This window comes from Sulfurifustis variabilis, from assembly GCF_002355415.1.
Taxonomy (GTDB): Bacteria; Pseudomonadota; Gammaproteobacteria; order Acidiferrobacterales; family Sulfurifustaceae; genus Sulfurifustis; species Sulfurifustis variabilis.
Map to the genome: position 1 here is coordinate 3238859 of NZ_AP014936.1, position 15126 is coordinate 3253984.

17 protein-coding genes are annotated in these 15126 nt (G+C 67.4%); all 17 read right to left on the minus strand.

Going from position 1 to position 15126, the window contains the following annotated elements:
• Window positions 1-46 precede the first annotated feature (46 nt).
• The 17 genes from ftsH to SVA_RS15685 all read right to left on the minus strand — a co-directional run bounded on the left by ftsH (window position 47) and on the right by SVA_RS15685 (window position 14933).
• Complete coding sequence (gene ftsH / locus SVA_RS15610) at window positions 47-1966, minus strand: ATP-dependent zinc metalloprotease FtsH (RefSeq protein ID WP_179948796.1); 1920 nt, start codon at window positions 1964-1966, stop codon at window positions 47-49.
• Window positions 1967-3127, minus strand: a complete 1161-nt coding sequence (locus SVA_RS15615) for a S1C family serine protease (RefSeq protein ID WP_096462989.1) — start codon at window positions 3125-3127, stop codon at window positions 1967-1969.
• Window positions 3128-3176: 49 nt separating this feature from the next.
• Window positions 3177-3410, minus strand: coding sequence for an ATP-binding protein (locus SVA_RS15620; RefSeq protein ID WP_096462103.1), 234 nt, complete (start codon window positions 3408-3410; stop codon window positions 3177-3179).
• Between the two features lie 77 nt (window positions 3411-3487).
• Window positions 3488-3739, minus strand: a complete 252-nt coding sequence (locus SVA_RS15625) for a DUF2934 domain-containing protein (RefSeq protein WP_197703251.1) — start codon at window positions 3737-3739, stop codon at window positions 3488-3490.
• A gap of 48 nt (window positions 3740-3787) precedes the next feature.
• A complete protein-coding gene (locus SVA_RS15630) occupies window positions 3788-4210 on the minus strand; it encodes a MerR family transcriptional regulator (protein WP_096462105.1) in 423 nt (140 codons plus the stop codon).
• Window positions 4211-4315: 105 nt separating this feature from the next.
• Complete coding sequence (locus tag SVA_RS15635; protein WP_096462106.1) at window positions 4316-4729, minus strand: hypothetical protein; 414 nt, start codon at window positions 4727-4729, stop codon at window positions 4316-4318.
• A gap of 244 nt (window positions 4730-4973) precedes the next feature.
• The gene (locus tag SVA_RS20335; protein ID WP_269456918.1) at window positions 4974-5099 is read right to left on the minus strand and encodes a hypothetical protein; all 126 of its coding nucleotides are present in this window, start codon (window positions 5097-5099) and stop codon (window positions 4974-4976) included.
• A 1-nt stretch (window position 5100) separates the two neighbouring features.
• Window positions 5101-6735, minus strand: coding sequence for an alpha-D-glucose phosphate-specific phosphoglucomutase (locus tag SVA_RS15640; RefSeq protein ID WP_096462990.1), 1635 nt, complete (start codon window positions 6733-6735; stop codon window positions 5101-5103).
• 19 nt (window positions 6736-6754) lie between these two features.
• Complete coding sequence (locus SVA_RS15645; protein WP_169924139.1) at window positions 6755-7108, minus strand: SPW repeat protein; 354 nt, start codon at window positions 7106-7108, stop codon at window positions 6755-6757.
• A 173-nt stretch (window positions 7109-7281) separates the two neighbouring features.
• Window positions 7282-7638 (minus strand): SPW repeat protein, encoded by a 357-nt coding sequence (locus SVA_RS15650; protein WP_096462108.1) that lies wholly within the window; start codon window positions 7636-7638, stop codon window positions 7282-7284.
• A gap of 655 nt (window positions 7639-8293) precedes the next feature.
• Window positions 8294-9331 (minus strand): sulfurtransferase, encoded by a 1038-nt coding sequence (locus SVA_RS15655; protein ID WP_169924140.1) that lies wholly within the window; start codon window positions 9329-9331, stop codon window positions 8294-8296.
• Window positions 9332-9479: 148 nt separating this feature from the next.
• Entirely contained in the window at window positions 9480-9845 is a 366-nt protein-coding gene (locus SVA_RS15660; protein WP_096462110.1) for a phospholipase D-like domain-containing protein, read from the minus strand.
• Between the two features lie 69 nt (window positions 9846-9914).
• Entirely contained in the window at window positions 9915-11540 is a 1626-nt protein-coding gene (locus SVA_RS15665) for a sigma 54-interacting transcriptional regulator (protein WP_096462111.1), read from the minus strand.
• 368 nt (window positions 11541-11908) lie between these two features.
• Complete coding sequence (locus tag SVA_RS15670) at window positions 11909-13087, minus strand: carbohydrate porin (RefSeq protein WP_169924142.1); 1179 nt, start codon at window positions 13085-13087, stop codon at window positions 11909-11911.
• A gap of 305 nt (window positions 13088-13392) precedes the next feature.
• Window positions 13393-13806, minus strand: coding sequence for a MerC domain-containing protein (locus SVA_RS15675; RefSeq protein ID WP_096462113.1), 414 nt, complete (start codon window positions 13804-13806; stop codon window positions 13393-13395).
• Between the two features lie 100 nt (window positions 13807-13906).
• Window positions 13907-14146 carry an FmdB family zinc ribbon protein gene (locus SVA_RS20515; protein ID WP_096462114.1) on the minus strand — a complete coding sequence of 80 codons (240 nt, stop codon included), beginning with the start codon at window positions 14144-14146 and terminating at the stop codon, window positions 13907-13909.
• Window positions 14147-14246: 100 nt separating this feature from the next.
• Window positions 14247-14933: a beta-class carbonic anhydrase gene (locus SVA_RS15685; RefSeq protein ID WP_096462115.1), complete on the minus strand. Its 687-nt coding sequence runs from the start codon at window positions 14931-14933 to the stop codon at window positions 14247-14249.
• Window positions 14934-15126 lie beyond the last annotated feature (193 nt).

The following is a 15126-nucleotide window of genomic DNA, read 5'->3' on the forward strand; positions in this document are numbered from 1 at the left end:
TCGCGTGTGTCCCTCCTCGCGCCGGCGCCGGGAGGCGAGAGGACGCTCAATCTTCATCCCTGGGAGTCGCGCGAAGCACTTCCACCCGGCCGACCCGCGTAGTCGGCTGCTTCCCGGGCCCGCCGAGCAGCTCATGCAGCTCCTCCTCGGCAAGCGTCTCCTTCTCGAGGAGGCGCCTGGCCGCGCGCTCGAGCGTGTCGCGTCGTGCCTCGAGCACCGAGACGGCCTTGCGGAACGCGCCGTCGACGAGCTCGCGGACGGCGCGGTCGATCTCGCGTGCCGTCTCCTCGCTGTACTCGCGCATCGCCGGCGGAACTCCGGGCACCTGGAGGAACGCCGGACGCTCGGCCTCGTAGACGACGTGCCCGAGCTTCTCGACCATGCCGTAGCGCATGACCATGCTGCGGGCGATGTCGGCGACCTTGGCGAGGTCGTCCGCCGCCCCGGTCGAGAGCTTCCCGAAAACGACGTGCTCGGCCGCGCGTCCGCCGAGGAGCACCGCCATCTTGTTCTCGAGCTCCTCGCGCGTCATGAGGTAGCGGTCCTCGGTCGGCCGCTGGATCGTGTAGCCGAGCGAGCCGATGCCGCGCGGGATGATCGAGACTTTGTGCACCGGATCGGTGCCGGGCAGGGACGCCGCGACGAGCGCATGTCCCATCTCATGGTGGGCCACCACCTCGCGTTCCCTGGGATTGAGCAGCCGGTTCTTCTTCTCGAGCCCGGCGACGATGCGCTCGATCGCGTTCGTGAAGTCGTCCAGGCTCACGGCCTCCGCGCCCCGGCGCGTCGCGAGCAGCGCCGCCTCGTTGACGAGGTTCGCGAGGTCCGCGCCGGAGAAGCCGGGGGTGAGCGCGGCGATTTTCTCCAGGTCCACGTCCTGCGCGAGCCGGATCTTTTTTGCGTGCACGGCGAGGATATCGACCCGCCCCTTGCGGTCCGGGCGGTCCACGAGCACCTGCCGGTCGAAGCGCCCGGCGCGCAGCAGCGCCGGGTCGAGGATCTCCGGGCGGTTGGTGGCGGCGAGCAGGATGAGCCCCGCGCTCGGGTCGAAGCCGTCCATCTCCGAGAGGAGCTGGTTCAGCGTCTGCTCCTTCTCGTCGTGGCCGCCCATCTGCGGATAGGCGCCCCGCGCGCGCCCGAGGGCGTCGAGCTCGTCGATGAAGATGATCGCCGGAGCCTGCTTGCGCGCCTGCTCGAACAGATCGCGCACGCGCGCCGCGCCCACGCCGACGAACATCTCGACGAACTCCGAGCCGTTGATCGAGAAGAACGGCACGCCCGCCTCGCCCGCGACCGCGCGCGCGAGCAGCGTCTTGCCGGTGCCCGGCGGGCCGACGAGCAGCACGCCCTTCGGGATGCGCGCGCCGAGGCGCCCATAGCGGTCGCGGTTTTTCAGGAACTCGACGACCTCCTTGAGCTCCTCTTTCGCCTCGTCCACGCCTGCGACGTCGCCGAAGGTCACGCCCGTCTGCTTCTCCATGTAGACCTTGGCCTTGCTCTTGCCGATCTCCATGAAGCCGCCGGCCGCCCCGCCCATGCGCTTCATGAGCAGCATCCACAGCCCGAGGAAGAGAAAGACCGGCACGAGCCACGACAGCAGCGTCGAGAGCCAGTTGCTCTCGATGCGCCCGGCGTAGCGCACCTTCGCCGCCTCGAGGTCCTGGATGAGATCGGGGTCGTCGACGCGCACGGTCACGAAGCGATGGGCCTCGCCGCCGCCGGCCCGGCGCAGCGACTCGATCTGCTCCTTCGTGAGCAGGCCCTCGAGGCCTTCGGTGTCGAGCGTGCCCATGATGACGCGCTCGGTGAGATCGAGGTTCTTCACCTTGCCGGCGGCGAGCAGCGCCTTGAAGTCGCTGTAGGCGAGGTTCTCGGTGTGCGGCGCGTTCCAGACGCTCTGCAGCGTGAGCAGGAGCAGGAACGCGATCACGAAGTACCACAGCGAAAATTGCTTCTTTTCCATCATTCACTCCCCGGGCGTCGGCGCGCGCAGCCTGGGCCGCTTGCCCACGGTGATCTCGAGCGGAAATTCTTTGCCGTCGCGCCGCACGGTGAGGGTCGCCGTCCGGCCGGGCGCGAGTGCCGCGATCCGGTTGAGCGCGTCGGCGGCGCTGGAAAGGGGCTCGCCTTCAAAGCGCAGCAGCACGTCGCCGGGGCGCAGGCCCGCGCGCTCGGCGGGACCGCCGCGCTGCACGCCGGCCGCGAGCACGCCGGCGGTGTCCTTGAGGCCGAGGCGGGCGGCGAGCGCGGGGGTGAGGTCGGCAACGTCGATTCCGAGCCAGCCGCGCACGACGCCGCCCCGCGTCACGATCTGCTCCATCACCTGGCGGGCGAGGTTCGCCGGGATGGCGAACCCGATCCCGAGCGAGCCGCCGGTCTCGGAGAAGATCGCCGTGTTGATGCCGATGAGCCGCCCCGCCGTGTCGACCAGCGCGCCCCCGGAGTTGCCCGGGTTGATCGCGGCGTCCGTCTGGATGAAGTTCTCGAAGGTGTTGATGCCGAGCCCCGTGCGCCCGGTCGCGCTCACGATGCCGAAGGTCACGGTCTGCCCGACGCCGAAGGGGTTGCCGATGGCGAGCACCGCGTCGCCCACCTGGAGGCGGTCGGAGTCGGCGAACGCGATGGGCGCGAGATCGGGCGCGGCGATCTTGAGCACCGCGAGGTCGGTCTCGGGATCGGTCCCGACGACGCGTGCCGCCACCGTGCGAGCGCCCGGCAGGACGACCGCGATCTCGTCGGCCGCCTCGACCACGTGGTTGTTGGTGAGGACATAGCCTTCGGGGCTCGCGATGACGCCGGAGCCGAGGCTCGTGACGCGTTCGGGCGCCGGCGCTGCCTCGCCGAAGAAGCGCCGTAGCACCGGATCGTCGAGCAGCGGCGAGCGAACCAGCTTGGCCGTGTAGATGTTCACGACCGAGGGCATTGCCGTGCGCGCCGCACCCTGGAAGCTCAGCGTCGCGGGCGCCGCCGCAGGCTTTGCCTCGGCCGGCAGCGCCGGCGCCTCCTTTACGGTGACGACACCGGGAGGCGAGGCAAACCAGTCGGCCGGCAGCAGCGCGATGACCAGCGCCGCCACGGCGAGCCCGACCGTCACCGCCTGCGCGAACCTTAGCCACCAACGCCGGATGCCGCTCATCGGCGCGCCCGTGCTTCATGAGGAAGAGGACACGGTGAGCTCACAGTCCGATGAGCTCGGCATGAACGCCTATACCCTTGACGATTTCGAGTATGGCCCGGGCGCTGACGACATCGGGGTCGTACTCGACGACCAGGAGGTGCGGCTTGTCATCGTGATACGCGGCTGCCATCACGCCTTCACGGGCGAGAACCCTGTCGCGCAACTCCTCGCGGTCGTTGTGCGTGATGTTCTCATCGATGTGGAGCATGACGTCTACCATTTTGGTGCCCATTGAAATCCTCCGGACTACTCCGAACCGGTGTTCACGCTATCGTTCAAAGAGCGGATGCCTCGGACCCAGTCGGTCCGTCATGAGCGGCTCAGCCTCCGGTCGACCTCGGCCTCCGCCTGCAACCAGTCTTCGAGCTCCCGCCCCGGCACAAAACCGCGCGCCTGTGCCCGGAAGTAGGCCGCCTCGGCGATCAGGCGCTCGCGTTCCGCGCTCGGCCCATCTCCGCTGGCCCGCCGCTCCAGCGCGCGCTGAGGTCTCTCCGTCGTCTCCGCCCGGGCGCGGCGCGCCTGGCTTCGGCCGCGAGACGCTTCTCGGTTGCCGTGCTTCATGTTCATGTCCTCCTGATCGCGCTTCTACACCTGTGTGCTGCGCACAGGTCAAGTCGCCTCGGCCTCTGCGCCCGCCGCCTCGATCAACCGCCACCAGCCGTCGCTCCCCTCGTGCGGGTCGGGGAGGCTCTCCCAGATCGCGAGCGCCCGCTCCATGCGCTGCTGCAGGACGAGGAGCTCCGCGATCTTCGCGCGGTTGTCCTCGAGGCGCCGCTTCAAGACGCCGCGCACTTGGTGGCAGGGCGACTTTCCTTCGCTCTGCAGCTTGAGAAATCCTCGGATCTCCTCGAGCGTGTAACCGAGCCGCTGCGCCTTGCGGATGAACCGCAGGCGCCCGACGTCATCGTTCGAGAACAGCCTGTAGCCGTTCTCCGGATGGCGTGCTGGCTCGAGCAGTTGGATGCGGGCGTAGTAGCGGATGACGTGCGGCGAGACGCTGCCGCGCTTGGAAAGCTGGCTCACGGTGAGCATGCGAGTATGACCTCCGTTTCTGGATCCCAGGACCGACCCCGACGAGCGGAATCGGCATCGCAGGCGCGAGGACCGCGCGCAGAGGCGCAGCGCGACTTCCGGGATCTAGTTCAGGAGACGACCGAGGCGCAGATAGAGAGGAGAACGGGCAGGAAGCGGCGGGCCTGCGGAGAGCGCAAATCGGGCGACGAGCGCCATGGCCGCAAGGCCGATGAATACCCAGAGCCCGAGCAAAGGGAAAGACAAGGGGGAAGCACCGCCGGGGAGCGCCGCGAGCGCGGCGTCGGGCGAGACCGGGCAGAGCGCGTGCTCGGTCCCCGAGTCATGGCCGTGGGAGGCCGCGTCGTGTCCGGGGCCGGTTTCGGCATGGGCTGCCGGAGGCGCAAACAAGCTCGTGACGCCCTCGCAGCAGGGCGCGAGCACAGCGGCGAGCGACAGGGCGAGCCAGGCGACGAGCGCCTTCGAGGCGAAAGACCAGGGGCCCTTCCGCAGCCTGGCGTGCAGTCTTTGTATGGACATGCGCAGCCGTTTGCCGAGCGATAACCAGGTGTCAGGTTAGGCGCCTATCCCGGGGAGCAACTTTGACCAGAATCAAAATTCCCCGACTCGCCCTCTCCCCGGCGGCGCGGTCGGGTAAGTCTACCCCGCCGCCATCGCGGGCTAAACGCTGTTTTCTCTAGGGGTTAAGAAGCCGTTCCTCGAAGTTCTCGGTCCACCTCACGACATATCAATTCGAACGGCTCGAAAACCCTCGGGAGAGGGGTCAGCCGGCAACGAGGGTGAACAGTACCGAGACGACGGCGACGAGCACCAGAACGGCGGCGGCCAGCACCAGGCTCCCGCCGACGGCGAGCGCCACGCGCTTCAACCGATTCCCGCGCTCCTCCATCTCAGGTCACGACCGACGGCGCCTCGCGCCCGAGCCGGGCGCGGATGCCGGCGATCTCGTCGGCCAGGCGAGCAAGATCGGCGAGTGCCTCCTGGGCATCCGCGTCCTGCCGCGACGGCTCCGGCTCGAAGCGCTCGAGGTAGACGCGCAGCGTCGCGCCCTCGGTGCCGGTGCCGGAGAGGCGGTAGACGACGCGCGCGCCGTCGGCGAGGAAGAGTCGTATGCCTTGACCCGAAGCCGTAGTGTGGTCGACCGGATCGGTGTAGCTGAAGTCGTCGGCTTCGCGCACGACGTCTTCGCCGAAGCGCGCGCCGCGCAGATCGCCGAGCCGCGCGCGCAGGTCCTCGGTCAGGCGCCGCGCCGCCTGCGGTTCCACGCCCTCGTAATCGTGCCGGCTGTAGTAGTGCCGCCCGAAGGTGCGCCAGTGCGCGCGCACGATCTGCGCGACCGGCTCGCAGCGCGCGGCGAGGAGGTTGAGCCAGAAGAGCACCGCCCACAGCCCGTCCTTCTCGCGCAGATGGCTCGAGCCGGTGCCGAAGCTCTCCTCGCCGCAGAGCGTGATGAGGCCCGCGTCGAGGAGGTTGCCGAAGTGTTTCCAGCCGGTCGGCGTTTCGTAGCAGCGGATCCCGAGCCGCTCGGCGACGCGATCGAGCGCGCGGCTGGTCGGCATGGAGCGCGCGACGCCCGCGAGGCCGGCGCGATAGCCAGGGACGAGGTGCGCGTTGGCCGCGAGCAGCGCCACGCTGTCCGAGGGCGAGACGAAGAAACACCGTCCGAGGATCATGTTCCGGTCGCCGTCGCCGTCGCACGCGGCGCCGAAGTCCGGCGCCTGCGGCCCGTAGAGGTGCGCCACGAGGGCACGCGCGTGCACCCGGTTCGGGTCGGGCGCTTCCCCGCCGAAGTCGGGCAGCGGCGTGCCGTTCACCACCGTGCCCGGCGGCGCGCCGAGGCGGCGCTCCAGGATCTCCAGGGCATAAGGGCCGGTCACCGCGTGCATCGCGTCGAAGCGCATGCGAAACGAGGTCGACCGGAGCAGCCCGGCGATCGCGTCGAAATCGAACAGCCGCTCCATGAGCGCCGCGTACTCGGCCACCGGGTCGACGACCTCGATCGCCATCTTGCCGAGGCGCGCCTCGCCGGTGCGATCAAGCGCGACGTCCTGCGCCTCGGCGATGCGGTAGGAGGTAATCGCCCGGCTGCGGGCGTAGATGGCCTCCGTGAGGCGCTCGGGCGCCGGGCCCCCGTTCGGCCCGTTCACCTTCACGCCGAAGTCGCCGTGCGGTCCGCCGGGATTGTGGCTCGCGGAGAGAACGATGCCGCCGTCAGCGGAATGCCGGCGGATCAGGCAGGAGGTGGCGGGCGTCGAGAGCAGTCCACCCCGCCCGACGAGCACGCGCCCGACGCCGTTCGCCGCGGCCATCTTGAGGACCACCTGGATCGCGTGGTCGTTGTGGTAGCGGCCGTCGCCCCCGAGCACCAAGGTGGCGCCGTCGCGCTCGGGCAGCACGTCGAGCACCGACTGGATGAAGTTCTCGAGATAGCGCGGCTGCGCGAACGTCGCGACGCGCTTGCGCAGGCCCGAGGTGCCCGGGCGCTGATCCTCGTAGGGCGTCGTTTCAATTTCCCGTATCCGCACTTTCATTCGACTCTCCGCTTCAGTCGAATCGCGGCCCCGGGTGCTGCGCGATCATCCGCCAGGCATTGATACCGACGACGAGCCCGGCGATCACGTGGTTCCAGGCGGGCCCCGACTGCGCGCCGAAGCCGAGCGCCATCGGGGCGGCGACCAGCCAGACACCGAGCGCGAGGTTGAGCCACTCCTTCCACGGCTGCGGACGCGCGAGCGCGGCGAGCGAGAGGAGCGCAACCGCGAGGCCCACGACGTAGGAGTTCCAGGCGGCTGCATCCGCGACCGCACCGATCCCGGAAAGCGGCGCCAGCACCAGCCAGGCGCCGAACACGAGGTTTATGTGGTCGGGCCAGCGCGGCGCGTAAGTCCCCGTCGTCATTCGCCTTCCCGTAGCGCTGTCTTGTCGGCCCATCAGGCAGCTCTGGGCGCCCCATCATATATATATGAAGAACGCCTGGGGTTGATCCGGGTGGCCATCCGCGCTATCGAGGGCCGCGAGCGAAAGGCGGCGGGGCGTGCATGCGCGCCTCCGCCGCCATGGGCCGCGTTACCTTATTGCGATACCCTCCGCGGGGCTGGCGCAAGCGCCGCCCAGAGCGCGTCGGCGCCGATGAGGAGGCCGACGATGATCTGGTTCCACGTCGGCCCCGCCTGGTCGGTGAACCCCAGGACGAACGGCGCGAGGATCAGCCAGACGCCGAGCACCAGGTTCGTCCACTCCTCCCACTGCTGCGGGCGCGCGAGCGCGGCGGCCGCGAAGATCGCGACCAGCACGCCGAGCACGTAGGAGTTCCAGGCCGCGACATCCCCGGTCATGCCGACGCCGAAGAACGGCGCCAGCACGAGCCAGATGCCGAGCACCAGGTTCGCCCAGTCCTGCCATCGTTGTCGGCTCGTCTGTCTTGCCATAACGTGCCTCCTTGCTCCATTTGAACTCGATTGCAACCTACTCCCTGTGCGCACGGCACAGGTCAAGCCCCCCATACCCGCGCATCGGGCAGGCACGCAAAGATGACTGCGCCATCGAGGCGGCGGATCATCGGGCTCGATGCGAGGCGGCCGGCCGGCACAGGATTTCAGGGAAGCCCGGTCTCCCGTTAGCGCCTCTTCGAGCAGATCGCCGCGACGTCCTGGCGCAATCTCAATGCCTGGGGCTGTGCAAGCGGTCTACGAAGGGCAACGATTCAGAGATGAAGTTGCCATGACGTCGAAGAACGAGGAATCCAGGATACTCGCCGATTGACGATCTAGGGCCGCCATCGTGGGTGCCGTGGAGTCGCAGCTGCTTTACATCGAGATGCGCCACCTGGCATCTCGCCTGTACGGCATGGCGGAATCCAACCACAGGTCGGGGCGGCCATGCCGCACCACATCCTGCCGTCCGGAGTTGCGGCTGCGAGCACGCGCCGGCAATTCCACACCTGCTTCTCCCCTGTGGCCACCGCACCCCTGCTTCGGTGCCGAGGACGGGGGAGGAGCAGAACCCGGTTTTCCGCGCCCACAAGGTCCCAGGCGGCGGGGCCGGATCGTTCCGGCGCCCTCCGTTCCGGCTTGCGCACCACCTTTACCGCGCCGGCCTTGCCTCGGCCAGCGCCTTCTCCAGGGCGTCGACGCGCTTCTGCATGGCGGCGAGCCTCGCGTTGAGCGCACCGACGTTGAAGAACTGCGCGTTCTCCGCGGGCGCGTCCAGCGTGTTGCCGTAGCCGAGCCACGAGGAGTCGTAGACCTTCACCTTCTTGAAGCCCAGGTCCTTGAGCACCGTTGCAGTCTCCGCCGCGCGCACGCCGCTCTGGCAGTACACGATGGTTTCCTTGTTCGGATCCAGCTTGGCGTAAAGCGCCTTGAGCCCGTCGGCGGGCTTCAGCGCCAGCCCGTCCTTGGTGCCGACCTGCTTCCTGGCCAGCTTGGCCGGCGTTTCCGGATCGGCCCAGTTCTGCTCGTAGGGGACATTCACCGCGCCCGGGATGTGGCCGCCGCGGATCGCGCGGATGTCTTCGCCCGCGTGCTCGCCCGCCGTGCGCACGTCAATGAACTGCACGCCCTTGCGCTTCTGCGCCGCGAGCACGTCCTTGGTGGACACCGTCACACCGGGGTTGGTCGTGAGCTTGAGTGCCACCGGGGCCCGCTTGGCCGGTTCGGTCTCGAGGGCGTTACCCGCGGCCCTCCAGTCATCGATGCCACCGTGATAGACGCGGCCATTCTTGCCATTCAGGTATTCGACGGTCAACAGACCAAAATAAGCATACGGGTTGCCCTTGTCGCCGTAGACGACGATTTCCTTGCTCGGGTCGATGCCCGCTTCGCCCAGGATCCTTTCCATCTGCGCAAGCGCGATGTAGTCCTCGTCGGACTGCTTGCGCAGCACCTTGCCGATGTCACCGATGTTCACGGCGCCCGGGATGTGCCCCTTCTTGTACTCGTCGGCGCCGCGCACGTCCCACACGATCGCGCCGCGCTCGATGGCCGCGCGCACCTCGGCGGTATCGATGATCCTGTTCTGCGACGAGGGTGGAGCGGCGGGCGCGGGCCGGTCGGCGGCCGGTGCCGCGGAGCCGGCAAAGGCAAGACCGATCAGGGCGGCGAATAGGGAATGTTTAAGCATGCTCTTTGACTCCTTGCGGTTCTCGTTGCCCGGAGGCCGGGAGCAACGGAGAGAAATAGTACCTGAACGACGCGCTCGCCGGGACAGACGACCCGGTGCCTCTCCGCGCAAGCGACTGCTCGCCAGACGGAGGGGAATAACCTCACGCCTACAGCCAGCGCCGCACCAGCCAGCCCGTCGCCTCCGACAGCCGCTTGGGCCAGCCGCGCGCGAGCCATTCGCGCGGCACGACGGGCGCCGCCTCGGCGAGGTCGGCGCGGAACCGGCGCTCGAGCGCCGCCGCGAGCGGCGCATCGCGCGCGACCAGGTTGACTTCGTAGTTGGTGAAGAAGCTGCGGTAGTCCATGTTTGCGGTACCGATCGTGCTCCATGCGCCGTCGACGACCATTTGACGATGGCGAAGCGGCCGCCGGACCTGAGCGCCGCGGCCGCCTCCCGTGCAAGCGCGGTCTAGTCCGGCACGCCGTGCGGGGTATCGGTTAAACAAACACCTTTTTTGGGTCGCCCCCGCCATCCGCCCTCGCGTAAACGTGCAGTACTTGCGGCACCGCCGAAAGCCGAATGGCGGGCTCCCCCGCCGCGGTCACGACGAAACGTGGGCGCCTGCCTCGTGCAACGCCCGTTTCCGGTACAGCATCGGGTCGATCCGATGCGACTTGAGCTTCTGGTGCACGGCGCGCGGCGTGATCCCCATCTCCCGCGCCGCCGCGGACACGTTCCCCTCGCAACGCAGCAGCACCTCCCGCAGCACCCTGCCCTCGATCTCCATGGCCGCCCGCCGCTTCATGCTGCGCAATACAAGCTCATCCGGGGCGGCTTCCCGCTCGTGGGAGAACCTTTCGGTGTCGACGAGCATGTCCTCGATAACGGGACCGGTCGCGAACAGGAACGAGCGCTCCAGGACGTTCTCGAGTTCGCGCACGTTGCCGGGCCATTCATAGGTCATTGCCCGGATCCAGGACCGCTCGCTCAAGGTCTTCGATGGCAGGCCGTGCTTGGCTGCCAGTTTGCGCAGGATGTGGTCGGTCAGAACGGAGATGTCGTCCCGACGTTCCCGAAGGGGTGGGATATGGATCGGCACGACGTTCAGGCGATAGTAAAGGTCCTGCCGGAACTCCCCTGACTTCACCATCTGGTCAAGCCCACGATTGGCGGCGGCGATGATCCGCACGTCGGCGCGCAGCACGTGTTTGCCGCCGACGCGCTCGTATTCGCCCTCCTGCAATACGCGCAGCAGCCGGCCCTGGGCGGCCAACGGCAGGGAATTGATTTCGTCGAGGAACAGAGTACCGCCTTCAGCTCGCTCGAACAGCCCGTGATGGACCTGGTAGGCGCCGGTGAAAGCGCCTTTCTCGTGCCCGAAGAGCTGGCTCTCGATCAGGTTCTCCGGGATCGCGCCGCAGTTGACCGCGATGAATTCGCGTGTCGCGCGCCCGCTGAGCGCGTGCACGGCGCGCGCGATGATTTCCTTGCCTACGCCGGTCTCGCCCCAAATGAGCACCGCCGCCGTCGTCGGCGCGACGCGCTCGGCGCACTCGAGCGCCCGGCGCATCGCTGTCGACTCGGCGACGATCTTGGGTCTAGGGTACGCAGATGAGGACTTGTCCTGGTGGGAGCTGCACCACGCCTGACGCATTTTTTCTTCCACGCGTACGACGGCCTCGAGCGATGCGGACCGTGAAACGATCGTGTTCCCCTCGACCTGGTACTCGTCGCCCTCGCGCCCGGCGGCCTTGGTCCGGTCGAGATAGACGCACACTTCGCAACCACCGTCGTTGTTCGCAATGCGCTTCTTGAGCTCCACCTTCGCATACCCGAAATTCCGGGCCGCGATCCCACCGAAGACGCTGGCGGTCATTCGGCACAGCTCCGGGGCTTCCTTTACGGCATCGCCGAACGGGCAGCGCGTATTGATGACACGCACGACACCCGCCTCGCTCGACGCGCGCGAGAAGTTGCCACCGATCTGGTTCTTGAGCGAGACAATGACATCCGCGTACTGATCGGGCGACAGGCCTCCCTTCAGGCCGGCCTGTTCCCGGCACGCTTGCTCGAAACAGCCGCTCGCGCTGAGCCCGAGGTGCTCGATCAGGTTGAGGCGGCTGCCGCACGAGGCGCAGCCGAGCTGGTTCGCGATCTTGACACTCTGTGTGGCGAAGCTCTGGAGAAAGGAAATGGCGTTCAGTTTGGTCGGCGGCTTGGTGTACATGACGGCTCCCCCATCGTATTTGTCTTTGTCGAAGCGCTTCGGTGATCGAACTGACGGCGCTCCTCGGGCGCGACGCACTACCGAGACGCCAGCGTATCACTGGGCGAGGCAACCGGCGGCTCCAGCGAGGTTCGCAACGAGCGTGCCAGTTGCGACCAAAGAAAACTTTCGCCAGACAAGCAGTTATGATCGACTCGTCGCCCGACCAAGAAAATAAAGGGAAACCGCTATTTCCGTGCACGGCGAGAAGCGCGAAAAATCAACAAGATACCCTGCGAAGCATTGCTTCGTTGGATGAAATAGAAGTTCGTTCGGATCTGCACCTGCGCGGGGCAAAACCGACCGCGCGGTCTCGCCTCCGCGCCCCGTTACCACGGATGCGCGTCGTGTTCGAAAGACATCTCGACGCGCACACCGACGACCCATGCATTCTTCAAGGTCGGATCGGTTCCGGGATCGACCACGTACTGCACGTCCGGCTGCACCGCCAGCCACGGTCGTACCTGCGCGCGGTAGGTCAGCTCGAACACGGTCTCGGCCTCGGTGACCGGCGCGCCGGCGAGCCGCTGGAGCCGCTGGTACTTGCCGCCGTTGCGTGCTTTAGCGAGCGAAAGGCCGAGCTGGTCTTGAGGCCGCCCGGGGACGAGACCGGTGTAGACAGCGCCCGCGCCCAAGGCATGGGCGAAGCGGTTCACGTCGGAATTCGCCCGGCCATAACGCAGGAAAACGTCCAGCCCTTGCTCCGCGGCGTCCGCCTCGCGGTACATGCCGTGCTCGGCCAGGAAGTAGACGCCCCGGTCGGTGCGCTGACGGGGTAGACCTTCAGAGTCGACGTAGAGCAGATCGTCGAAGCGCGCCGTATAGCGCCAGGTTCCGAGCGCGTACTTGCTGGAGCGCTCGGACTTTCCGTCGGCCAGATAGCCGACCTCGGCGACAATCAACGCGCCGTCACCCTCGGCGAAGCGGATGCGCGTGCCGCGCGGGTTGTCGGGATCGCCCGGAACGCCGTCGAGGGCGACGGCCTGGAGGTACAGCGAAGGCATTGGTTCCGCCTTTACCCTCATGCCGACGGAGGTGGTCGGGAAGATGGAGGGCCCGTTGCGGCCGGTCTGATTGAGATCCTTGCCGGTACCGAAGGAGTCGTTCAGGAACAGCTCGGAGCTCTCCGTGACGTAGAACTCCGAGTTGAGGTCGTAGAGCCCGGCGAGGAACGACAGCCGTTCCTGATACAGGCTCTTCTGCACCCACGCCTCGAAGAGCTTGGTCGTGCTCGGGGCCTCGATGTTGCTCACGGCCTGCGCGGCACCGGCGTGCTCGCTCGGCTCGCCCCCGTGGTTGTTCAGGAGGTAGACGAAGAAGATCGTGTCCTGCCACCCGAGCAGCCGGTCCGCGTCGACGGTCGACTTGAGATCCACGTTGCCGAGGTATTCGGCTGTACGGCGCACGCCGCCGGAAACATTGGCGAGAACGTCCGCCGTATAAACCAGCTTGAGGCCGTGCCGCTCGCCGAGCCCGTCGTGGCGCGCCCCGCGTTCGGTTCCGTGCACGGGAGCCTCGGCACTCTCGGGCGCGGCATCCGCGGCGGGCGCCGGGGATCCGACGAGGGACAACACGAGGGCGGCGAGCTGGCAGAGCAGGTCGCGGCAGCGCCGGCATGAGCACGTTCGCGATGCGGTACCGCCGGCCGAAACCGTGACGGCGCTTTCTTCTTCCGCGCAACCCGCCGCGCGGCAGCACTCCGGCATTCGTATCTGGCGGGACAGGAGCGATGGCACGACGTTCCACCCGCCGTTCCGCCCTTCCCGCTTGGAGGTCGACGACACTGGCAGCGGACGAAGGTAGTCGGGTGCGCTCAGCATGCAGATTCCGCGCATACCCGGCACGTCCGGCAAAAGTAGAGATTGACGAGATGCGCGACGACCATCGCGATGCCGCCCGACACGGTCGCGATCGTCTCCAGCGACTCGGACGACATCGACTCGGGCAGGACGACCGGCAACCAGATGAGCGCCACCCCGGCCGATCCCAGGCCCAGCACCGGGCTGCGCCTGTGCTTTCTGAAGCCGGGGACGAACGCGAGCAGGCTGAACGATAGGACCGCAAGCGCGAGGACGGCGTGGGTCGCCCCTTCCATCGCGGCGATGATCGGCAGGACGGCGGCCACGAAGGGGGTTGCGACGCAATGGGCGACGCACAGAGTCGAGGCCGTCAGCCCCGCGCGGTCCCACACGGGCCTGCTGGTCAACAGGCGAGTTGCGAACGTCATGATGTCCCTCCTCCTCTCATATCGTTCTGCGGAAAGCAGCCGATGCGCTCGGACATGCCGCCAGTGACGCGTGGCAGCTGCCGCTCCACCTGCCGGTGGCTCACCCGGTGCCCCTCGGCCGCGATGGTGGGCAGCACCGGCATCCTTTGCCGCACTGAGGCAGCGAGCGGATGGCCGCCTCGCGCCCTGCCGATGCAAAGCCGTGCATGGCCGGGGAGCGCAGAATCACCCTACGAGCAGGCACACCGCAGTCGGGACATTCTGGGTCCGGCGCGGAAATCGACTGCTGTATCTCGAAAACTGCGTCACAGGCTGTGCAGCGGTAGTCGTATGTCGGCATGAATCTCCTCTCCTGGCGTCTGAAGCGCACTCGGGGCGGGGCCTCGCGCGCCCCGGCCCCGAGGTTTGCTCCTGGTGAATCTTTCTGCACCACGCGTGACCTACGACCACCGCGGAGGCTGCTTGCCCTTCACGCCCATCGAAGCGGCCGTCGCCTGTGTCACCGCCCGTGTCGGCGCCTCGAGGTTCGGCGCGCGCAGCCGACGGAACTCGGTCTCCCAGATCCAGCCACTGATCACCACTTCCTTCGGGATGAGCGGATGGTTGCGCAGCAGCTCAACGCACCTGATACAGGTCGCGTCGACGTCGTCCATCATTCCGATCCACTTGGCGAAGGCACCTTCCTTGAGCGTGAGCTCTGGCAAGGAGGGATCGATCGCAACCGCCGCCGTATCGACCGCCGTGGCGCGCACCACCTCTTTCTTGAAGATCCCGCGCTCCTTCAGATCCTTCTCCAGGTCGAACCCGTTGGCCGACAGCATTCCGCACCCGGTGTGCTGCAGGACGACGATCTCGCGGGTACCGAAGAAATTGATCGTCAGCATCGCAGAGCGGATGGCGTCGTCGGTCACGATCCCGCCTGCGTTGCGAAACAGGTGTGCGTCGCCCCCACCAACTGGAGTGTCGGCGCGGATGCCCAACGCTTCATCCACTGGTAGCCGCTCGTCCATACAGGCGAGTACCCAAAGGCGGCGCAAGTTCGGACCTTCGGCGCCATACTGCCGCTTGATTTCCCATCGCTGGCGCTGTTCGACGGATTGCTCGAGTTGCTCTTTCAACGTGGTCATCGTGTTGTCTCCCCGGTAAGGTGACGAGCCTCGAAAGACTCGGGATCGGAAAAGCCGAATGCTGCGTTTGCACGTGGCGTGCCATCCAGAAATCCTCTTTCGGTTATTGCACTTGCGAAACGGCGACCGCTGTACGTGTGCACGCCAGCTACGCGGGAGCAACGGCACTGCGGCGCTAAGTCATTGTCGAAGC